The sequence below is a fragment of the Actinoplanes sp. NPDC051405 genome (assembly GCF_055586185.1).
In genome coordinates, this window is the sequence record NZ_JBVJIR010000002.1 from 235,958 (window position 1) to 254,337 (window position 18,380).

At 72.2% G+C, this 18,380-nt stretch carries 23 protein-coding genes; 14 read left to right on the plus strand and 9 right to left on the minus strand.

Annotated features, from left to right (window positions below; translation table 11 throughout):
• Positions 1 to 12 precede the first annotated feature (12 nt).
• A complete protein-coding gene (locus tag ACZ6S4_RS05475) occupies positions 13 to 900 on the plus strand; it encodes an aminoglycoside phosphotransferase family protein (protein WP_465473722.1) in 888 nt (295 codons plus the stop codon).
• Between the two features lie 38 nt (positions 901 to 938).
• On the opposite strand, the gene htpG is transcribed toward ACZ6S4_RS05475, so the two are convergent.
• A complete protein-coding gene (htpG, locus tag ACZ6S4_RS05480; protein WP_465473723.1) occupies positions 939 to 2,771 on the minus strand; it encodes a molecular chaperone HtpG in 1,833 nt (610 codons plus the stop codon).
• A gap of 120 nt (positions 2,772 to 2,891) precedes the next feature.
• Between htpG and ACZ6S4_RS05485 the strand changes: the two genes are divergently transcribed.
• The gene (locus ACZ6S4_RS05485; protein WP_465473724.1) at positions 2,892 to 4,238 is read left to right on the plus strand and encodes a ferredoxin reductase family protein; all 1,347 of its coding nucleotides are present in this window, start codon (positions 2,892 to 2,894) and stop codon (positions 4,236 to 4,238) included.
• A gap of 16 nt (positions 4,239 to 4,254) precedes the next feature.
• Here ACZ6S4_RS05485 and ACZ6S4_RS05490 read toward each other — a convergent pair whose 3' ends face one another.
• Positions 4,255 to 4,686, minus strand: coding sequence for an ASCH domain-containing protein (locus ACZ6S4_RS05490; protein WP_465473725.1), 432 nt, complete (start codon positions 4,684 to 4,686; stop codon positions 4,255 to 4,257).
• A 54-nt stretch (positions 4,687 to 4,740) separates the two neighbouring features.
• Here ACZ6S4_RS05490 and ACZ6S4_RS05495 point away from each other — a divergent pair, with 54 nt between their 5' ends.
• Positions 4,741 to 5,442, plus strand: coding sequence for a hypothetical protein (locus ACZ6S4_RS05495; protein WP_465473726.1), 702 nt, complete (start codon positions 4,741 to 4,743; stop codon positions 5,440 to 5,442).
• 1 nt (position 5,443) lies between these two features.
• On the opposite strand, the gene ACZ6S4_RS05500 is transcribed toward ACZ6S4_RS05495, so the two are convergent.
• Together ACZ6S4_RS05500 and ACZ6S4_RS05505 are read right to left on the minus strand one after the other, a co-directional pair.
• On the minus strand, positions 5,444 to 5,662 hold the full coding sequence (locus ACZ6S4_RS05500; RefSeq protein WP_465473727.1) for a hypothetical protein: 219 nt from the start codon (positions 5,660 to 5,662) through the stop codon (positions 5,444 to 5,446).
• 180 nt (positions 5,663 to 5,842) lie between these two features.
• A complete protein-coding gene (locus ACZ6S4_RS05505) occupies positions 5,843 to 6,451 on the minus strand; it encodes a TetR/AcrR family transcriptional regulator (RefSeq protein WP_465473728.1) in 609 nt (202 codons plus the stop codon).
• A gap of 45 nt (positions 6,452 to 6,496) precedes the next feature.
• Between ACZ6S4_RS05505 and ACZ6S4_RS05510 the strand changes: the two genes are divergently transcribed.
• Positions 6,497 to 7,615 carry an FAD-dependent oxidoreductase gene (locus tag ACZ6S4_RS05510; protein WP_465473729.1) on the plus strand — a complete coding sequence of 373 codons (1,119 nt, stop codon included), beginning with the start codon at positions 6,497 to 6,499 and terminating at the stop codon, positions 7,613 to 7,615.
• A gap of 3 nt (positions 7,616 to 7,618) precedes the next feature.
• Here ACZ6S4_RS05510 and ACZ6S4_RS05515 read toward each other — a convergent pair whose 3' ends face one another.
• Together ACZ6S4_RS05515 and ACZ6S4_RS05520 are read right to left on the minus strand one after the other, a co-directional pair.
• Positions 7,619 to 8,167, minus strand: coding sequence for a carboxymuconolactone decarboxylase family protein (locus ACZ6S4_RS05515; protein ID WP_465473730.1), 549 nt, complete (start codon positions 8,165 to 8,167; stop codon positions 7,619 to 7,621).
• Positions 8,168 to 8,181: 14 nt separating this feature from the next.
• Positions 8,182 to 8,523 (minus strand): winged helix-turn-helix transcriptional regulator, encoded by a 342-nt coding sequence (locus tag ACZ6S4_RS05520; RefSeq protein ID WP_465473731.1) that lies wholly within the window; start codon positions 8,521 to 8,523, stop codon positions 8,182 to 8,184.
• A 169-nt stretch (positions 8,524 to 8,692) separates the two neighbouring features.
• Between ACZ6S4_RS05520 and ACZ6S4_RS05525 the strand changes: the two genes are divergently transcribed.
• The gene (locus tag ACZ6S4_RS05525; protein ID WP_465473732.1) at positions 8,693 to 9,463 is read left to right on the plus strand and encodes an alpha/beta hydrolase; all 771 of its coding nucleotides are present in this window, start codon (positions 8,693 to 8,695) and stop codon (positions 9,461 to 9,463) included.
• A gap of 7 nt (positions 9,464 to 9,470) precedes the next feature.
• Here the strand turns inward: ACZ6S4_RS05525 and ACZ6S4_RS05530 are convergent, their stop codons facing one another.
• Positions 9,471 to 9,845 carry a hypothetical protein gene (locus tag ACZ6S4_RS05530; protein ID WP_465473733.1) on the minus strand — a complete coding sequence of 125 codons (375 nt, stop codon included), beginning with the start codon at positions 9,843 to 9,845 and terminating at the stop codon, positions 9,471 to 9,473.
• A gap of 113 nt (positions 9,846 to 9,958) precedes the next feature.
• Here ACZ6S4_RS05530 and ACZ6S4_RS05535 point away from each other — a divergent pair, with 113 nt between their 5' ends.
• Together ACZ6S4_RS05535 and ACZ6S4_RS05540 are read left to right on the plus strand one after the other, a co-directional pair.
• Entirely contained in the window at positions 9,959 to 10,783 is an 825-nt protein-coding gene (locus tag ACZ6S4_RS05535) for an alpha/beta fold hydrolase (RefSeq protein ID WP_465473734.1), read from the plus strand.
• A gap of 2 nt (positions 10,784 to 10,785) precedes the next feature.
• Complete coding sequence (locus ACZ6S4_RS05540; protein WP_465473735.1) at positions 10,786 to 11,022, plus strand: hypothetical protein; 237 nt, start codon at positions 10,786 to 10,788, stop codon at positions 11,020 to 11,022.
• 101 nt (positions 11,023 to 11,123) lie between these two features.
• Here ACZ6S4_RS05540 and ACZ6S4_RS05545 read toward each other — a convergent pair whose 3' ends face one another.
• Positions 11,124 to 11,450 carry a hypothetical protein gene (locus ACZ6S4_RS05545; RefSeq protein ID WP_465473736.1) on the minus strand — a complete coding sequence of 109 codons (327 nt, stop codon included), beginning with the start codon at positions 11,448 to 11,450 and terminating at the stop codon, positions 11,124 to 11,126.
• A gap of 368 nt (positions 11,451 to 11,818) precedes the next feature.
• Between ACZ6S4_RS05545 and ACZ6S4_RS05550 the strand changes: the two genes are divergently transcribed.
• The 3 genes from ACZ6S4_RS05550 (at position 11,819) to ACZ6S4_RS05560 (ending at position 14,214) form a co-directional block, all read left to right on the plus strand.
• A complete protein-coding gene (locus ACZ6S4_RS05550; protein WP_465473737.1) occupies positions 11,819 to 12,028 on the plus strand; it encodes a hypothetical protein in 210 nt (69 codons plus the stop codon).
• 397 nt (positions 12,029 to 12,425) lie between these two features.
• Positions 12,426 to 13,895 carry a glycosyltransferase family 2 protein gene (locus tag ACZ6S4_RS05555; protein ID WP_465473738.1) on the plus strand — a complete coding sequence of 490 codons (1,470 nt, stop codon included), beginning with the start codon at positions 12,426 to 12,428 and terminating at the stop codon, positions 13,893 to 13,895.
• 97 nt (positions 13,896 to 13,992) lie between these two features.
• A complete protein-coding gene (locus tag ACZ6S4_RS05560; RefSeq protein WP_465473739.1) occupies positions 13,993 to 14,214 on the plus strand; it encodes a hypothetical protein in 222 nt (73 codons plus the stop codon).
• A gap of 9 nt (positions 14,215 to 14,223) precedes the next feature.
• Here the strand turns inward: ACZ6S4_RS05560 and ACZ6S4_RS05565 are convergent, their stop codons facing one another.
• Entirely contained in the window at positions 14,224 to 15,030 is an 807-nt protein-coding gene (locus ACZ6S4_RS05565) for a CDP-alcohol phosphatidyltransferase family protein (protein ID WP_465473740.1), read from the minus strand.
• Between the two features lie 105 nt (positions 15,031 to 15,135).
• Here ACZ6S4_RS05565 and ACZ6S4_RS05570 point away from each other — a divergent pair, with 105 nt between their 5' ends.
• The 4 genes from ACZ6S4_RS05570 to ACZ6S4_RS05585 are packed head-to-tail and all read left to right on the plus strand — an operon-like array spanning position 15,136 to position 18,373.
• Complete coding sequence (locus ACZ6S4_RS05570; RefSeq protein ID WP_465473741.1) at positions 15,136 to 16,119, plus strand: zinc-dependent alcohol dehydrogenase; 984 nt, start codon at positions 15,136 to 15,138, stop codon at positions 16,117 to 16,119.
• A complete protein-coding gene (locus ACZ6S4_RS05575; RefSeq protein WP_433717764.1) occupies positions 16,120 to 16,518 on the plus strand; it encodes a 6-pyruvoyl trahydropterin synthase family protein in 399 nt (132 codons plus the stop codon).
• The gene (locus ACZ6S4_RS05580; RefSeq protein ID WP_465473742.1) at positions 16,515 to 17,573 is read left to right on the plus strand and encodes a glycosyltransferase family 4 protein; all 1,059 of its coding nucleotides are present in this window, start codon (positions 16,515 to 16,517) and stop codon (positions 17,571 to 17,573) included. The genes ACZ6S4_RS05575 and ACZ6S4_RS05580 overlap by 4 nt, the downstream gene beginning before the upstream one ends.
• Positions 17,570 to 18,373, plus strand: a complete 804-nt coding sequence (locus ACZ6S4_RS05585; protein WP_465473743.1) for a methyltransferase domain-containing protein — start codon at positions 17,570 to 17,572, stop codon at positions 18,371 to 18,373. Before ACZ6S4_RS05580 ends, ACZ6S4_RS05585 begins: the two co-directional genes overlap by 4 nt.
• Positions 18,374 to 18,380: the final 7 nt, after the last annotated feature.

The following is an 18,380-nucleotide window of genomic DNA, read 5'->3' on the forward strand; positions in this document are numbered from 1 at the left end:
GCGGCGCAGCTCATGAAAATGCACGCGGACCAGGTCGACGTCAGCCCCGCCGACGTCGCCGCCCTCGTCGCCGCCCAGTTCCCGCAGTGGCGTGACGAGCCCGTGCGGCCGGTCACCTCGCACGGCACAGTCAACGCCCTGTTCCGCCTCGGCGACGAGCTGGTCGCCCGCGTCCCCCTGCGACCCAGCGCCGCGGCCGACCGGCGCGACGAGCTCACTCACGAGCAGGAGCAGGCGGAACGGCTGGCCGCGCAGCTGCCCCTGGCCGTGCCCGAACCAGTCGCGCTGGGCGCCCCGGGGTCCGGCTACGACGGCTGGTGGACCGTGTACCGGTGGATCCCCGGGGAGACCGCGAGCCACCACACCATCGGCGACCCCGGCACGTTCGCCCGGGACCTGGCCGGCTTCGTCACCGCGCTGCACGCCGTGGACACCGGTGGCCGCACGTGGAACGGCATCACCCGCGGCGGCCCGCTGGCCGCCGAGGACGACGATGTCCAGCGGGCGCTGGCGCAGAGCACGCACCTGATCGACACCGCCCGGCTGGCCGAGATCTGGGCGCGGTGCCGCGCTGCCGACGCCGCCGCGACCGACGTCTGGATCCACGCCGATCTCATGCCGGGCAACCTGCTCGTGCGCGACGGCCGCCTGGCGGCCGTCATCGACCTGGAGACGGTCTGCGTCGGTGATCCGGCCGTGGACCTCATGCCGGCGTGGAACCTGCTGCCCGCCGACGCCCGCGACGTCTACCGGCAAGCGCTGGGCGTCGACGACGCCAGGTGGGCGCGCGGGATCGGCTGGGCGATCGTGCAGGCGATCGTCGCCCTGCCGTACTACGTCGACACCAACCCGGTGATGGCCGCGACGGCCGGCGACACCCTCACCGCCATCCTCGGCTGATCGCCCGCCCGCGGGAGCGCGGGCGGGCGGCCGGCGGATCAGACGGTACGGGCCAGCCGGTCGGCCAGCAGCTTGGCGAAGCGCGCCGGGTCGGCCAGGTCGCCGCCCTCGGCCAGCAGCGCCGTGCCGTACAGCAGCTCGGCGGTCTCCGGCAGGTTCGGGTCGTCGGCGCGCTGCTCGTGAGCCGTGCGCAGGCCGCTGACCAGCGGGTGGTCCGGGTTCAGCTCGAGGATCCGCTTGACCGGCGGCACCTGCTGGCCCATGGCCCGGTACATCTTCTCCAGCGTCGGGGTGATGTCGTCAGCGTCGCTGACCAGGCAGGCCGGGGAGGTGGTCAGCCGGGTCGAGAGCCGGACCTCCTTGACCTCGTCGGTCAGCGTCTCACCGAGCCAGGTCAGCAGCGGCCCGAACTCGCCCGACTTCTCCTCCGAGGCCGGCTCCGACGCCAGGTCCACCGAGCCCCGGGCGATGGACTGGAGCTTCTTGCCGTCGTACTCGGGGACGGCGTCGACCCAGATCTCGTCCACCGGGTCGGTGAGCAGCAGCACCTCGTACCCCTTGGCCGTGAAGGCCTCCATGTGCGGGGAGTTCTCCACCTGCGCGCGGGTCTCGCCGGTCATGAAGTAGATCTCGTCCTGGCCCTCGGGCATCCGCTCGACGTAGGCCGCCAGGGTGGTCGGCTCGCTGCCGGCGGTGGAGGCGAACGACGCGACGTCGAGGATGGCCTTCTGGTCGTCGGCGTCGCCGAGCAGGCCCTCCTTGATCGCGCGGCCGAACTCGCGCCACAGGGTCGCGTACTTCTCCGGCTCCTTGGTCTGCAGGTCCTTGATGGTGCTGAGGACCTTCTTGGCCAGCCGGCGGCGGATCAGCTGGATGTGCCGGTCCTGCTGCAGGATCTCGCGGGAGATGTTCAGCGACAGGTCGGCCGCGTCCACCACGCCCTTGACGAAGCGCAGGTAGTCGGGCATCAGCTCACGGCTGTCGTCCATGATGAAGACGCGCTTGACGTAGAGCTGGATGCCGCGGCGGCCGTCGCGCTGGAACAGGTCGTGCGGGGCCCGCGACGGGATGAACAGCAGGGCCTCGTACTCGAAGGTGCCCTCGGCCTTCATCTGGATGGTCTCGAGCGGGTCGGTCCAGTCGTGGCTGATGTGCCGGTAGAACTCGGTGTACTCCTCGTCCTTGACCTCCGACCGGGGGCGCGCCCACAGCGCCTTCATCGAGTTGAGGGTCTGGTCCCCCATCCGGATCGGGAACGCGATGAAGTCGGAGTACCGCTTGACGATCTCCTTGATCTTCCACTCGTCGGTGTAGTCGTAGAGCGCGTCCTCCTCGTCCTTGGGACGCAGGTGGACGGTCACCGCGGTGCCCTGCGGGGCGTCGGCGACGGACTCGATCGTGTAGGTGCCCTCGCCGGCCGACTCCCAGCGCGTACCCTCGCTCTCGCCCGCCTTGCGGGTCACCAGGGTGACCTTGTCGGCGACCATGAAGGTGGAGTAGAAACCAACGCCGAACTGGCCGATCAGCTCGGCCGACTCCTTGGCATCCTTGAGCCGGCTGAGCATCTCGGCGGTGCCGGACTTGGCGATGGTGCCGATCAGGGCGACGACCTCGTCCCGCGACATGCCGATCCCGTTGTCCCGCACGGTCAGCGTGCGCGCCTCGGCGTCCACCTCCAGCGCGATGTGCAGATCGCCGGTGTCGGCCTCCAGATCGCTGGTCAGCACCGCGAGCCGCAGCTTGTCCAGCGCGTCGGAGGCGTTGGAGATCAGCTCCCGCAGGAAGATGTCCTTGTTCGAGTAGATCGAATGGACCATGAGCTGCAGCAGCTGCCGCGCCTCGGCCTGGAATTCCAGCGTCTCCGAACTCATAACACCCTCCGTGCCGGTTTGTCGTTCCGCAGCGATCGTATGACCTGACAGTGACCGGCCTTCCCCCGGATCGCCCCGCCGTGCTGAACTGACGGCCTTCCGTCCGGACTGGGAGTCACCATGCCCGCTGCGCACCACGCCACCGCCCCCGCCGGGTTGTCCCCCGCGCTGACCGGGCGCGTGGTCCTGTGGTCGGTCGTCGCGCTCAACGTGCTCATCGTCGAGACGGTGTTCCTCACCGCCGACCCGGCCAAGAACGCCATCCTCGGCTTCGGCAAGTGGCTGGGGCTGCACCTGGCGCTGGTGATGATCCTGCAGCTCCTGCTGGTGGCCCGGATCGGCTGGCTGGACCGGCGGATCGGCATGGACCGGCTCACCTCGTGGCACCGCTGGACCGGCTTCACCCTGTTCTGGCTGGTCCTGCTGCACCCGACCTTCGTCCTGCTGGGCTACGCCGGCGAATACAGCAGTACGCCGCTGAAGGAGTTCAAGGCCCTGAGCGGCCAGCTGCCGGTCCTGCTGGGCATGCTCGCCGCCGGCATCGTGCTCGTCGCGGCGGGCCTTTCGGTACGCGTGGCCCGCCGCCGCCTGTCGTACGAGGCCTGGCACACGGTGCACCTGCTGCTGTACGTGGCCATCGTCTTCGCCCTGATCCACCAGCTGACCGAGGTCTCGACGTTCACCTCCTCGCCGCTCGCCGAGGCGTACTGGTGGGCGCTGTGGGTGTTCGCCCTGGGCTCCCTGATCGTGGGCCGGATCGTGCTGCCCCTGGTCCGCAACGCACGCCACCAGTTCCGGGTCGCGGCCGTGGTCCCCGAGTCCGACGACGTCGTCTCCGTCTACGTGACCGGCAAGCACCTGGACAAGCTGCCGGCCCGCGCGGGCCAGTTCATGATCTGGCGGTTCCTCGGCCACGGCCGCTGGTGGGAGGCCAACCCGTTCTCCCTGTCGGCCGCCCCGGACGGCCGCACCCTGCGCCTGACGGCCAAGGCGGTGGGCACGGCGAGCGCGCGCCTGCGGACGGTCCCGGTCGGCACCCGGGTCTTCGCCGAGGGCCCGTACGGCGCCTTCACCGCCCTCAGCCGCACGAAACCGGCCACCCTGCTGATCGCCGGCGGCGTCGGCATCACCCCGATCCGGGCCCTGCTGGAGGAGGCGACCGGCCCGACGACCGTGCTGTACCGCGCGGCCACGACCGAGCAGGCGGTCCTGCTCGGCGAACTGCAGAACCTGGCTCAGTCGCGGGGCGCCCGGCTGCACGTCTTGACCGGCCGTACCGGTGCGGGCACCCCGCCGAACACCCCGTTCGCCCCGGAGAACCTGCTGGCGCTGGTCCCGGACATCACCGACCGGGACGTCTACGTCTGCGGCCCGGCGGCGATGACCGACGCGGTGCTGCGCAGTTTGCGCGCCCTGAAGGTGCCGACGGCCCAGGTGCACTCGGAACGCTTCAGCCTGGCGAGCTGACGCGGCGGACACCCGCTCAGGCCGTCGGTGGCGGGAGGATCTCGACCAGGCGGAAGCGCTTGGCGACCATCAGGGTGTCGTCGTCCACGGTGAAGGCCGGGTCGTCCAGGTCCGCGCGGGCCTCGGCGCTCTGCCAGAAGTCCTCGTGGTCCGCGCGCCAGGCGGCCACCGACTCGAAGCCCTCGCCCTCGTCGATCGCGTGCCGCAGGTCGACGTCGCCCAGCCGGACGACCCGGACCTCGGTCGTCTCGATGACCGCGACCGGCCGGTCCTGCGAGTCCATCACCACCGACCGTTCGCCGACCTGCGGCAGCGGTTCGTTGTGGTGCTCGTAGTCGGCGACCAGGCTGGAGGTGGAGGTCTTGGCGCCGGTCAGGATCGCGCCGACGAGCTGGTCGCGCAGCGGGCCGGGGAAGGCGAAGTAAGCCGGTGCGGCGTCGATGTCCATGCCGGCAGCGTACGGATCCCTCGACGGCTGCGCCGCTCGGTTACGCTGCCGGGCGTGCCGACGGAGGAGCCGCCCAGGGAGTTCCTGCCGCTGCCGGGCCGGACCGTCGACCGTTCCGCCGCCTATGAGGTCCTGCTGTGGGAGCTGCTGCGGCTCACCGGCGCCGAGCCTCCACAATGGTCGGAGGAGCCGAATAAACGCCGGCTGTGGCGGCACCGCGCCCGCTGGGTCGTCGGCAGAGCCATCAAGGCCCGCGCCGAGGCGGGCGCCGTGCCGGACGAGTGGTTCGAGCCGCTGATGCGGGCCGCCGTGCACGAGCGGGACCCGAGCCATGTCAGTCAGCTGATCCGGCCCGCGCTCGACGCGTACGGCCGGCGCCGGGTCCGGGCGGCCCTGATCGAACGCCTGGAGGCGGGCACCGTCGCCGACGCGGCCGGCGCCGTCCGCGCCATGTACTGGACGTCTCTCAGCCTGCGCTACCAGCCCGGCACCAGGATCCTGACCCCGGAGAGCGCCGCCGAACGCGACAGCTACCGGGATCTGAACCGGCGCGCGGCCGACGCCGCCCTGCGGCGCTTCGTCACCGACGACGACCTTGATCTGCGCCGGTGCATCCTGGCGATCCTGTCCCTGCGACGGGCGTCGCACCCGGCGGAGCTGCAGGAGCTCGTGACCCGGGCGCTGGAGATCGCCCGGACCTCCGACGACGAGTATCTCCGCCACCGGGTCGAGATCCAGGCCGACCCGCAACCGTGATTCAGCAGCCGGGTCCGGTGGCCCGGCCCTTGACGATCCGGTACGCCGAGATGTCGCCCTTCACCCACGGCTGGATCTGCTTGATCGTGGTGGGCGCGGTGCCGTCGTGCTGTGCCACGTAGCCGAGGATGGCCTGGTCGACGGTCCGGCACGAGGCCTGGCCCGCCACGGTCTCGGCGGTGCTGCGGATCCGATCGGTGTTCAACGCAGCGTAAGACACGCCCGCGATACTCACGGTGATAGCCGCGGCCATGGCGACTTCGCTCAGATGCACGGTTATCTCCTGCTCACTACGTCAGCAGCTGCCGACCGTACCACTCTAGGCGACGTGACAGGATGTAGTCACATGGCCCGTACAGCCATCATTGCCGGCCGGATGGTCTACGCAGCGTGAGAGTACTTAAGCAATCGCGGCGCGGAGCAGACCACGTACCGCCGCGGTCAGGTCCGCGCGGTTCTGCGGCGTGCCGGGTGGGGGCGCGGCGAGCGAGCCCGCGCCGGCCAGCCGGTCGAAGAGCAGCCCGTCGACGGCGGCCACCAGGTGACTGCCGCGCTGCTCGGCGTCCGGCGCCCCGGCCGCGGTCAGCAGCGCCTGCGCCTGCGCCCGCATGGCCACCCCGTACGCCAGGATCGGCCGCAGCTCGGGGTGGTGGGTGGCCTCCAGCAGGCAGGCGTACCGGGCCAGGGTGCGCGTGCGGCCGGTGGTCAGCCAGTCGTCCAGCAGCGCGGCGATGCTCGCGGCCAGCGCGTCGAGATCCGGGGCCGCGTCGACGGCTCCGGTTGGCACCGCCCGGGTGGCCAGGTCCGCGGTGTCCAGGTCGGCGATGCGCTGCACGACCGCCTCGACCAGCGCTTTACGCGTACGCAGGTAGGCCGAGGCGGTCCCGGCCGGCAGCCCGGCCCGGGCGTCGACGGCGCGATGGGTCAGGCCTCGCATGCCGAGCTCGGCGATCAGCGCGATCGCCGCGTCGGTGAGAGCGGCGAAGCGCTCGGGTGAGGTGGTGGCCACGACTGCGTAGTATGGCTTTCTACAGATGTAGAAGGGTGGCGCGACATGAAGGCTGTCATCGTCGGTGGCGGGATCGGTGGGCTGTGCGCGGCCCTGGCACTGCGCCGGACCGGGTGGGAAGTGACCGTGCTGGAACGCGCGCCACGGATCGGAGCCGTCGGCGCCGGCATCACGCTGATGGCCAACGCACTGGCCGGGCTCGACGCGCTGGGCGTGGGCGACGAGGTGCGCGCCCAGGGCCGGGTCGACGCGCCGGGCGGCACCCGTACGCCGGACGGCCGCTGGCTGGCCCGCATCGACGCCGCCGACCTGGAGTCGGCCCTCGGGACAGGCGCTCTCGGCATCCACCGTGCCACGCTGCACCGCGTCCTGCTCGCCGCCCTGCCCGAGTCCGCACTGGTCACAAACGCCGCGGTGAGCAGCATCGAGCCGGGCGCGGTGCTCTCGTCAGCCGGCCGCTTCGAGGCCGACCTGATCATCGGCGCCGACGGCATCGACAGCGCCGTACGCCGCCAGCTCTGGCCGGACGCCGCCCCGCCGCGATACGTCGGGACGACGGCGTGGCGCGGCGTCACCGACGAACCGTGGACGGGCGAGCTCACGGTCGCGATCACCTGGGGCCCGGGAACCGAGTTCGGCATCGTGCCGCTCGGCGACGGCCGGGTCTACTGGTTCGCGGCCACCAACGCCCCGCCGGGCACCCGGTCCGACGACGAGAAGGCGGTCGTCCGGGACATCGTCGGCGGCTGGCACGACCCCGTGCCGGCGCTGCTCGACGCGACGACGACCGTCCTGCACCACGATCTGCGGCACCTGCCGGCCCCGTTGCCGACCTACGTGCGCGGCACCGTCGCCCTGCTCGGTGACGCCGCCCACGCCATGACGCCGAACCTCGGCCAGGGTGCGGCCCAGGCCATCGAGGACGCGGTGGTCCTCGGGGCCTCGTGCCCGCCGGGCCGGCCGCTCGCCGAGGGACTCGCCGACTACGACGCGCGGCGGCGGCCCCGGTCGCAGTCGGTCGCCCGGGCCTCGTACCGCATCGGGCGTTTCGGCCAGCGGCTCACTCAGCCGCTGCTGGTCGCCGCGCGCAACACCGCGATCCGCTGGACGCCGCCGCGCCTGGCGCTGCGGTCGATGGCCCGCTACGCCGACTGGCACCCGTGAGCGTCAGGGGGCGGCGACGTCCGCGAAGCGGGGAGCGCCCGGTTCCAGGGCGACCCGGACGGCTCGGGCGGTGAAGCTGATCGCGTGGTACCAGCCGCAGAGCAGCAGCAGGTCGAGCAGCTGCGGCTCGGCCAGCACCTCCCGCGCCGCCGCCCACAGCTCATCGCCGACGTCGCCGGTGTCGCAGAGCGCGTCGACGACCCGGATCACCGCCCGCTCACTCGCCGTCGCCCAGCACGGGTCGCCGGCGGACCCGGCCGTCAGCGAGCGGATCTGGTCGTCGGTGAGCCCGACGCGCTCGGCGAAGAACTTCAGGTGCACGCCCCACTCGTACTCGCAGCGGCACCGCGCGCAGGTGCGCACGATGGCGATCTCCCGCTCGCGCATGGACAGCGACAGCCGCGGTCCCAGCTCGTAGCGGCCCCACCCGCTCATCGCGGCCGTCATCGGCAGGTTGCGCGCGAGGGTGCGGAACAGCCCGATCGGCGGCACCCCGGCCGGCATCATCGACTCCAGCTGGGCCGCCACGTCCGGCGCATACGGTGGTTCCACCGGGGCGATCCTGGTCACGGGGCGTCGTCCTCGAGGGCGCTCGCCCAGTCGTCCGCCCACCGGACCAGCGGTCGCAGCGCCTTGTACGCGGCCAGGCCCAGCTCGGTGAGCGCGTACGCGGTGTCCGCCTCCTGCGCGACGATCCGGGCCTCGACCAGCTCGGACAGCCGTTGCCGCAGCACGCTGGAGGACATGTCGTCGCAGCGCTGCTGCAGGGCCCGGAAGCCGAGCGCACCGTGCCGCAGCTCCCACACGATGCGCAGGCTCCAGCGCCGGCCGAACAGGTCGAGCGCCGCCATCAGCGGACGCCCGGTGCTCGACCCGCGTACCGGCTGGCCCGGTCTCGGCACCGTCATCGCGTTCCCGCCCCCTCCCGAGTGCTTCTGTTTCCGATACAGTAACGCGTGGCCGGGTGATTCGGAATCCGAAGCGGGTCGGCCCAGGCCACCGCGGTCCGGCACGGCAACGCCTGACCCACCGTCACCTCGCTGCCGTGGACGCCGTTGAAGGGACAATGGAGACCGGGTGAGAAGGCGGACCCTGCTGGCGGGGGCCGGCGCGGCGGCGGGGGTCGCGGCGGTCAGTGGCTGGTATCAGCGGCGTGGCTCCGCCGTACCGGTGATCCCCGGGGCCCCGCTCGGTGACGAGCGGCTGGAGCAGCGGCGATCGGCCGCCCGCGGCCGGACCGTCGACTTCTACACCGCCGTGCCGGCCGGGTACGGCGACGGCCGCGGCCTGCCCGTGTTGCTGGTCCTGCACGGCGCTTCGAAGACCGCCGCCGACTTCCCCGCGCTCGGGCTGGGCCGGTTCGCCTCCGACTCGGTCCGGCGGGGCAACGCGCCGTTCGTGCTGGCTGGCGCGACCGGGGGCCGGCTCTCCTGGCGGCCCTCCGGGGCGGACGACCCGCAGCGGATGGTGCACGAGGAGATCCCGGCCTGGTGCGCCGAACGCGGTTTCGCCACCGACCGGCTGGCGGTGTGCGGCTGGTCCATGGGCGGGTACGGCGCTCTGCTGCTGGCGCAGACCTTTCCCGGCTTCGTACGGGCCGTGGCCGCGTTCTCGCCGGCGGTCTCCCCCGGTGACGAGGTCTTCGCCGGCGCGGCCGCGTTGCGCGGGGTGCCGGTCGGGCTCTGGTGCGGGACCGACGACGGCCTGCTCGGCGACGTGCGGGCGCTGGAACGGGCCCTGCCGCAGCCCAGGGCCGCCGGTTCGTACACCGGCGGCCGGCACAACTTCGGTTACTGGAGCACGTGCCTGCCGGCCGCCTGTGATCTCGTCTCGCGAGCGTTGCGCTGACCGGCTGTCAGCGCGCGCGGGCCGGCGCCCGGTCGGCGGTGATCCACTGACCGGCCGGGGTGCGCAGCGCCAGCCCGGTCACCGGCGCGTCCGGTGCCGCGCCGTCGCGCAGGATCTCGACCACCGGGCAGCCCGCGGTCTCCGGATGCCAGAACCCGTCGGGATCGCGGACGGACGAGAACCGGCAGTCCGGCTCGTCGGTCCAGCCCCAGGCCAGCAGCAGGTCACGGCCGCCCAGCGAGTAGCGGCCGGCCGAGGCCACCCGTTCGCCCTCGGCGCGGTGGAAGAACTCGGCCCGCAGGCCCGGTACGGCGACGCCCTCGAAGGTCGCGTCCGTGACCGTGCGGTGCGGCGTGTAGGTGGCGAGATCGGGCAGAGGCACGGCCCGACCCTGCCACGGACGATGATCTTCGGAGACCGGAGCGCCGCGACGTGAGCCTTTCGGGGGACAGCGCGGCGCAGGAAACTGTCAGGCTGCGCGGCAATACTCCGGCCATGGGCGAGACGATGGTGCCGGCGAACGGGGTGGATCTGTGCCTGGAGGCGTTCGGCCGGCGCGACGACCCCGCGGTGCTGCTGATCGCCGGCGGCGCCCGGTCGATGGACTGGTGGGAGGACGGGTTCTGCCGCCGGCTGGCCGACGGCGGCCGCTTCGTGATCCGCTACGACCACCGCGACACCGGCCGGTCGACGTCGTTCCCGGCCGGGGCGCCGCCGTACTCCCAGGTGGACATGGCCGAGGACGCGCTCGGGGTGCTCGACGCCATGGGGGTGGCCCGGGCGCACATCGTGGGGCTGTCACTCGGCGGCGGACTCGCTCAGCGCCTGGCCGTCGAGGACCCGCCCCGGCTGCGCACCTTGACGCTGATCTCGACCACGCCGGGCCTGGTCGACGAGGTGCCGGCCGGGACGGTGCGGCCGCGGCCACCGCGGACCGACTGGTCGGACCGGACGGCGGCGGTGGACGAGCTCGTCGCCTGCGTGGCGGAGGTGGGCGGACCGTTCACCGCGGACGCGGCCCACCTGCGGCAACTCGCCGAGCGGGTCTTCGACCGCACCACCGATCCGGCCGCGGCGTACAGCAACCACTGGCTGGCCGCCTGCGGCCCGCCGGTCCGCGACCGCCTCGGCACGGTCGGCGTGCCCACGCTGGTCATGCACGGCACCGTGGACCCGCTGCTGTCGATGGCGCACCCGGCGGCGCTGACCCGGGAGATCCCGGACGCCCGGCTGGTGCCGCTGCCCGGCGTGGGCCACGAGTTCCCGCCCCGGGCCGTGTGGGGTGTCGTGATCGAGGAGATCCTGCGGCACACTGCTTGACCATGCGCCTGGTCTCGCTGCTCCCGTCCGCCACCGAGATCGTGTACGCCCTCGGCCTCGGCGACGACCTCGTCGGCGTCACGTTCGAGTGCGACGAGCCACCGGCCGCCCGCCGGGACAAGGCCGTCGTGGTCGGCGGCCGCGACACCCGTAGCTTCTTTGCAGAAGAAGTACTCGTCGACAACTGCCCGATCATGATCGAGCGGCGGACCCGGTGTGGGGTCGGCCACTCCACGTAGCCGCAGGCGTCGAACGTGGTCCACGCCGTCCGAGGGGCCGCGTGTTGTGTTCTCTCCGGCTGGGGATTTCGACGCGTGCACCCGCATGACCGGGGAGTCGCTCAGTCCTCGGAACCATTCGCCGCCGCGGCGTACCCACGGCAGCCCATCCATGGGCTCGGACCGGCTGTTGTAGGCAGCGGTGTCGCAAACCGGTGCCGGCCCGACTCGGCCATCCACCGGTAGGCGAGCCGTAGCGCCAGGTCGTGGTTTGGCTGGTCGGCGGTGAACACGTCCGCGCCTTCACGTGCACGGCGGTCGCAGAACCAGCGGGCGTCGCCGAGCCGGCCGAAGGTGATCCGTTGGACGTTCGACGCGGAAGTGGCCCGGTCGCGCCACACCCGTTGCCGGTCGACGCCGTACTCGTGGGTCGGGGCCACCCGATCCATGACCTGAATCTAGGCGTCTTGGCCGGTGGTTTCGCGCCAACCGGTGCCGAGTCGGCGCATCCATGCATCGACCGCGTTGCAGGCCCTGCCGTTCCGTGTGAGGGGCGTAGGCCTTGGTGCCGCGCCGGGTGGTCAGCGGGTCTGACAATTCCTGCCTTTCCATCCCGGCCGCCGATTCATAGCAAGACGGCCTTTCCTATAGAACCCCAGCTAGTCGCCGCCTTGAAGTACGGAATGTCGATCGTTGCGGCGCTAAACCGCCGCCGTTGTCGTCGCCTATCAGGCGCTGTCTGGTGACCGGAACATCGAGCCGGCCGAGTGGGTGTCCATCGCGATCGCGTTTGTCACCGCCGGCGTGTATGTAGCCCATGTCGCCGTACGCGACGTGGGCCAAGACCGCTGTCGCCGTCGTCCTGTCGGTGTTTCAGATCCTGACCACCGCAATACTCGGCGGTCTTGGCCGTGACGAGTTCCTGCTCATGTTCATCACCGCGGTCGGTGCCGCCGGAATCTACGCGGCACCACGGTCACCGAAACGCCCGCAGACCCGGCCGCGCCGCCCACCGTCGAGTGATTGATCTCCTGCTTGCGGCCTCACGGCTGGTGAGCAGGCGATTGTTCTGCATTTACGACGATCATCGGTTTGTCGCACAACCGTCCGGACTACCCCCTGAGCGGGACTTCAATAGCGGAAGAAGGCGCGCATCCATAGTGTCTGTCACCGCACCCTGTCCGGCTTCAACCACCACCACCGGGGACAACAGCCCTGCGGAATAGCCAACTGCGACACCGACACATAGGCGCTCCCCGGTGCGCCATCCGCTAGGAGAATCAACGTGTCAGCCACCAGCGCCACCCTGCCCGTCACCGGAGCAGGGATCGTCGTCGCAGGCGCCAGCCTCGGCATCCAGTGGGTTGCCGCAGCCGGGACGCTCCTTGTCGTCGCCGGTTTCGCCGTCATCCGCTACGCCAGCCGTGCCCGGAGGTAGGCGCTTCGCTGAGGTCGGGATCGCCGCCGTCACCACCGTCAGCGTTGCCGCCACAACGCTGCTGGTCTACCGCGACAGCGGGCAAGACCTCGCCGTTCTCGGCTTCTGGGCGTTCACCGCCGGAGTTCTGCTGTGGGGCGTTCTGAGCCACGTCGGTGACACCGGCCGCTACTTGCACCTGCCGGTCGCGCCCGGCCGAGTCCTCGCGATCATTCCGGCGTACAACGAAACAACCGAGGCGGTCCACGCCACCGTCCGGGCCGTCCTCGCCCAGACGGTGGACTGCGACATCATCGTCGTCGACGACGGGTCCGTCGTCCCTTTGAGCTCGTTCCCGCACCCGCGGGTCAGGTGGGCGCGGCAACCCAACGCGGGAAAACGCGCCGCGCAGGTCACCGGCCTGTACGCCACCGACCGCGGCGACTACGACTTCGTGTTCACCATCGACTCCGACAGTGAGCCGCACCGTGACGCGCTCGAGCATCTGCTGCGGGCCATGAGCGACCCCACGGTGTGGGCAGCCACCGGATGGGTCCACACCCGTAACTACGCCGACAACTGGGTGGCGCGGTGCGCCGACCTCGACATCGGCACCGCGATGGTGATGAACCGGTCCTCCCGCACCCAGATCGGCGCGATCGAAACCATGTCGGGTGCGTTGGCCCTGTACCGGGCTGACCTGTTGTGGGACGAGGCCGAGGAGTATCTGCTCGACAACGCCGGCGCCGGCGACGACCACTGGTTGACCGCACGGGCTCTGCTGCGCGGGAAAACGGTCGGGGTGAACGAGGCTGTCGTCGACACGGACATGCCCACCTCGGTTCGCCGCACCTATCAGCAGCGGGCCCGTTGGTGTAAGTCGACGTTCCTGATGGCTGGCTATTCGATCGCCCGTCATCGGTGGACACAACTCATCCCACTGGTGATCAACTTCGTTTTCCTGGTCACCGCCCCGTTGAGCATCGTCGCCGTCACCATCGCCGTGCTGTGGGGGCAGGCCCGCGGCGACGACGCGCTGCAGCTGTCATGGGCGGACCTTGCCGCGTTCGCCACCCTCGCCGTCATCGGGAAACTGGCGCTGTGTGGCCTGTACCTGCTGCGCCGGCCGGGAATGCCGGCCCGGCAGAAATGGGTGTCGATGCTGACGGCAGGAACCCTGCTGTTCGCCTTCGGGGTGTTCGCTGTGGTTCTGCCCCGGTACCTGTCGCTGATGCAGCTGCGGCAGATCAAGTGGACCAGCCGGGAGATCCGCGGCCTGATCCCGCAGCAGGCTTCCGCGTCCCGCCCGGTGCATGTGCCGCGGCGCGCACGAAGGACCGGGGTGATCCCGTCGGATTCGATCCAGCGGGCGCTGCAGGTCAGGTCGACGGCCCCGGAGCAGCGCAGGCGCCGTGATCTGGAGTCGACGGCGGTGTTGGACATCGTGGAGGTCCAGCAGCGCATGTCGTCGAGCTAGGAGCGTGAGCCCGGGCCGGCGTCTGCTGCCTTCGGGTGGTGAGCGCCGGCCCTTTGTCGTCCTCCGGAAACGGCGAAAGCCGATCCGGCTGAGGGAAGTGCTGGTCACCCCGTGCGGATTCCACCTGGACGGGGCCGCCGCCCAGGCCGCCGGGATCCCGGCGCACTTCCCGGGAGCCCAGGTGTGGGCGATCGACGGTGACGCTCTGGTGGTGCGGCCCGGCCCGCGCCTGGTCGACGGCGTCCAGGCGATCGCGGCGATTCTGCACCCGGACGCGGTGCCCGCTCCCCCGCCGGGCGCGATCGCCCGGGTCGCCTGACCAAGGCCCTCAGGCGTTCACCGAGGCGGGCCGGCGACGCGGGTCCGGCAGAAGGACCACTCGGCGCTGGGCCACCCGAGCCCGGGCGACGTTCAGCCGGCGGCGGCTCTCCTCGTGCCACAGCCACTGCACGTCGAGGCCGAAGGACCAGGTCAGCGCGGCCAGTGCGGCGGCCAGCACGACGAACGCGACAGCCTCGGGCAGCAGGCTCGCGGTGGCGACCACCAGCGCCACGCCCTGTACTGCCGCGACGACCTTGCGGGAGAACCTCGGCAGCAGCGGGGCGCTGAGCCACGGCCACGCCCACGTGGCGGCGACGAAGACGTACCGGAAGGCGCCCATCGCGATCGTCCACCAGCCGAAGGTGCCGGCCACGGCGATGCTCAGCACCAGGACCAGGAACGAGTCGATCTCCATGTCGAAGCGGGCGCCCAGCTTCGTGGTGGAGTTGGTGCGGCGGGCCACCTGGCCGTCCACGCCGTCCAGGGCCAGCGCCACCCCGATCAGGGTGACCAGCACCGGCAACGGCACCGGCGCCGTGAAAGAGGTCACCACCAGGGCGGTCACGCCGCCGACGAGCGTCGCGCGGCCCAGGGTCACGGCGTTCGCGGGGCCGAGGGCGCGCATCCCGCTGCGGCGCAGGCCCGCGCCGAGGACCACGGCCAGGACCACGGCGTACGCCGTACCGGCCAGCCAGCCGGCCGGGCTGACCCCCACGGTGGCGGCGAGCGCCGTCACCAGGATCAGATGGGCGGCCAGGCCGACGATCGGTCCCCGGCTCTCGCGAGCCGTCATCGTGGCGATACTGATAGTCACCGTGCCTCCGGGTGGGCAAGATCCGTTGCCGCGTATGGTTGCCGCTGTCGTCACTGAACACGCTTGATCCGCGCGTTCGGTTCAGCGCTCGGAGGAGAATTACCGATGACGGGTCACTCCCGCGCCTTCTGGCTCGCCGCGCCCGGCCGGGGGGAGATCCGGCCGGTGAGCGTCGGCAACCCCGGCCCCGGCGAGGTGCTCGTCCGCACTCTGCACTCCGGGGTGAGCCGCGGCACCGAGACCCTGGTGTTCCGCGGCGGGGTGCCGGAGAGCCAGCACGCGGCGATGCGCGCGCCCTTCCAGGAGGGCGATTTCCCGGCCCCGGTGAAGTACGGCTACCTCAACGTCGGCGTCGTCGAGCAGGGCCCGCCGGAGCTGCTGGGCCGCACGGTCTTCGCGCTGTACCCGCACCAGACCCACTACGTGGTGCCGGCCGACGCGGTGACCGTGGTGCCCGAGAGCGTGCCCGCGAGCCGGGCCGTACTGGCCGGCACCGTCGAGACCGCCGTCAACGCGCTCTGGGATGCCGCGCCGCTGGTCGGTGACCGGATCGCCGTGGTCGGCGCGGGCATGGTCGGCGCGAGCGTCGCCGCCGTGCTGGCCCGCTTCCCCGGCGCCAAGGTGCAGCTGGTCGACGCGAACCCGGAACGCACCACGCTGGCCGCCGCCCTCGGGGTCGATTTCGCCCTGCCCGCCGACGCCACCGGCGACTGTGACCTGGTCATCCACGCCAGCGCCACCTCGGCCGGCCTGACCCGGGCGCTGGAGCTGCTGGCCGCGGAGGCTACGGTCATCGAGCTCAGCTGGTACGGCGACCGCGAGGTCAGCGTCCCGCTCGGCGAGTTCTTCCACTCCCGCCGCCTGGTGGTCAAGAGCAGCCAGGTGGGCGGGATAGCCCCGGCCCGGCGCGGGCGCCGCAGTTACGCCGACCGGCTGGCGATCGCCCTGGACCTGCTGGCCGACCCGATCTTCGACGCCCTGCTCACCGGGGAATCGGCCTTCGCCGAGCTGCCGGCGGTCATGCCGCGACTGACCAGCGGGGAGCTGCCCGCGCTGTGCCACCTGATCAGCTACCCGACAGGAGAGTGAATGTTCAGCGTCACCGTCCGTGACCACATCATGATCGCCCACAGCTTCTCGGGGGAGGTCTTCGGACCGGCCCAGAAGCTGCACGGCGCGACCTTCGTGGTCGACGCCACGTTCAAGCGTCCCGAGCTGGACGCGGACAACATCGTCGTCGACATCGGCCGGGCGAGCGAGGAGCTGCACGCCATCTGCGGCGCGCTCAGCTACCGCAACCTCGACGACGAGGCGGAGTTCGCCGGCGTCAACACGTCGACGGAGTTCCTGGCCAAGGTCATCGCGGACCGGCTGGCCGGCAAGGCGGAGTCGGGCGAGCTCGGGGCGGGGGCGCGCGGCCTGACCGGCATCGCGGTCACCCTGCACGAGTCGCACATCGCGTGGGCGAGCTACGAGCGGAACCTGTGACCGCTGCCCTGCACGTGGTGCTGCCGGGTGGCATCGACGACCCGGCCGCCCCGAGCGGTGGCAACACGTACGACCGCCGGGTGCTGACCGGGCTGGCCGCGACCCGCGACGTGCACGAGATCGCGGTCGCGGCGGCCTGGCCGTACCCGGCGGAGGCGGCCCGCTCGGTGCTGGGGCAGGCGCTGGAGCAGGTGCCGCACGGCTCGACGGTGCTGCTGGACGGCCTGGTCGGTTGCGCGGTGCCGGAGCTGCTGGAGCCGCTGGCGGACCGGCTGCGGCTGGTGGTGCTGGTGCACCTGCCGCTCGGTGACGAGACGGGCCTCTCCCCCGCCGAGGCCGCCGAGCTGACCGCCCGCGAGCGCCGATCACTGCGCGCCGCCGCCGCGGTGGTGGCGACCAGTACGGGCGCCGCGCGTCGCCTGGAGGCATTGCACGACCTGCCGGCCGGCAGCGTGCACGTCGCCGTTCCGGGTGTCGACCCGGCACCGCTCGCCGAGCCCAGCACCGGCGGCGACCGGTTGCTGTGCGTCGCGGCGGTGACCCCGCGCAAGGCCCAGGACGTGCTGGTCGAGGCGTTGCAGCTGATCGCCGACCGGGCCTGGACCTGCACGCTGGTCGGCGCCCTGGACCGGGCGCCGGCCTTCGTGGCCCGGGTACGGGAGCTGGCCGCGGCGACCCCCGGCCGGATCGAGTTCGCCGGGACGCGCACCGGGGAGGCGCTGGCCCGCACGTACGCGGAGGCGGACCTGCTGGTGCTGCCGTCCCTGGCCGAGACGTACGGCATGGTGGTGACCGAGGCGCTGGCGCACGGCGTACCCGTGCTCGGCACCGAGGTCGCCGGGGTGCCGGAGGCGCTGGGCACCGCCCCGGACGGCAGCCTGCCCGGGGCGCTCGTGCCCCCGGGTGACCCGCGGGCGCTGGCCGCTGAGCTGCGCCGCTGGCTCGCCGAGCCGGCACTGCGCCACGACCGGCGGGCCGCGGCCCTCGCCCGCCGGGCCGGCCTGCGTGGCTGGGACTTCACGACACGACGACTGAGCGAGGTACTGCACCCATGACCGGAGAGTTCAGCTCGACCTGGCTCACCCTGCGCGAGCCCGCCGACGCGGCCGCCCGGGCCCGGGACCTGATCGCGACGCTGCGCCTGCCGGCCGGCGGTGAGCTGGTCATCCGCGACCTCGGCTGCGGCACCGGCTCGATGGGCCGGTGGCTGGCGCCGCAACTGCCCGGCCCGCAGCGCTGGGTGTTGCAGGACCGCGACCCCGCGCTGCTCGCCCACGCCGCCGCCCACCTGCCCGCGGCCGCCGCCGACGGCACCGCAGTGACGGTGGAGACCGCCGAGGGCGATGTCACCGATCTGACGGTGGCCGACCTGGCGAACACGTCGCTGGTCACCTGCTCGGCGTTGCTCGACCTGTTCACCACCGACGAGGTGGCCGCACTGGCCGAGGTGTGTGTGGCGTCGGACACGCCGGCGCTGTTCACCCTGTCCGTCGTCGGCGAGGTGATCCTGGAGCCCGCCGATCCGCTCGACGCCCAGGTCATCGAGGCGTTCAACGCCCACCAGCGGCGCTCGGTCGGCGAGCGGCGGCTGCTCGGACCCGAGGCGGTCGGCGCGGCGGCGGAGGCTTTCGCCAAGGCCGGGGTGTCGGTGAGCGTACGGCCGAGCCCGTGGCAGCTGGGGCCCGAGCAGGGCGCGCTCGCCGCCGAATGGCTCCGCGGCTGGGTCGCCGCGGCCGCCGACCAGCGCCCGGACCTGGCCCTGGACGACTACCTGACGGCCCGGACGGCGGCCGCCGAGGCGGGCCGGCTGCGGGTAACGGTAGGGCATCAAGATCTTCTCGCGCAGAAAGACTGAACCGCCT

Coding starts and splice junctions, on each gene's coding strand:
- ACZ6S4_RS05545 (WP_465473736.1), bottom strand. CDS start 11,450: ATGGATCGGGTGGCCCCGACCCACGAGTACGGCGTCGACCGGCAACGG.
- ACZ6S4_RS05570 (WP_465473741.1), top strand. CDS start 15,136: ATGACGGGTCACTCCCGCGCCTTCTGGCTCGCCGCGCCCGGCCGGGGG.
- ACZ6S4_RS05490 (WP_465473725.1), bottom strand. CDS start 4,686: ATGGACATCGACGCCGCACCGGCTTACTTCGCCTTCCCCGGCCCGCTG.
- ACZ6S4_RS05535 (WP_465473734.1), top strand. CDS start 9,959: ATGGGCGAGACGATGGTGCCGGCGAACGGGGTGGATCTGTGCCTGGAG.
- ACZ6S4_RS05550 (WP_465473737.1), top strand. CDS start 11,819: ATGTCGCCGTACGCGACGTGGGCCAAGACCGCTGTCGCCGTCGTCCTG.
- ACZ6S4_RS05540 (WP_465473735.1), top strand. CDS start 10,786: ATGCGCCTGGTCTCGCTGCTCCCGTCCGCCACCGAGATCGTGTACGCC.
- ACZ6S4_RS05475 (WP_465473722.1), top strand. CDS start 13: ATGAAAATGCACGCGGACCAGGTCGACGTCAGCCCCGCCGACGTCGCC.
- ACZ6S4_RS05585 (WP_465473743.1), top strand. CDS start 17,570: ATGACCGGAGAGTTCAGCTCGACCTGGCTCACCCTGCGCGAGCCCGCC.
- ACZ6S4_RS05510 (WP_465473729.1), top strand. CDS start 6,497: ATGAAGGCTGTCATCGTCGGTGGCGGGATCGGTGGGCTGTGCGCGGCC.
- ACZ6S4_RS05485 (WP_465473724.1), top strand. CDS start 2,892: ATGCCCGCTGCGCACCACGCCACCGCCCCCGCCGGGTTGTCCCCCGCG.
- ACZ6S4_RS05575 (WP_433717764.1), top strand. CDS start 16,120: ATGTTCAGCGTCACCGTCCGTGACCACATCATGATCGCCCACAGCTTC.
- htpG (WP_465473723.1), bottom strand. CDS start 2,771: ATGAGTTCGGAGACGCTGGAATTCCAGGCCGAGGCGCGGCAGCTGCTG.
- ACZ6S4_RS05520 (WP_465473731.1), bottom strand. CDS start 8,523: ATGACGGTGCCGAGACCGGGCCAGCCGGTACGCGGGTCGAGCACCGGG.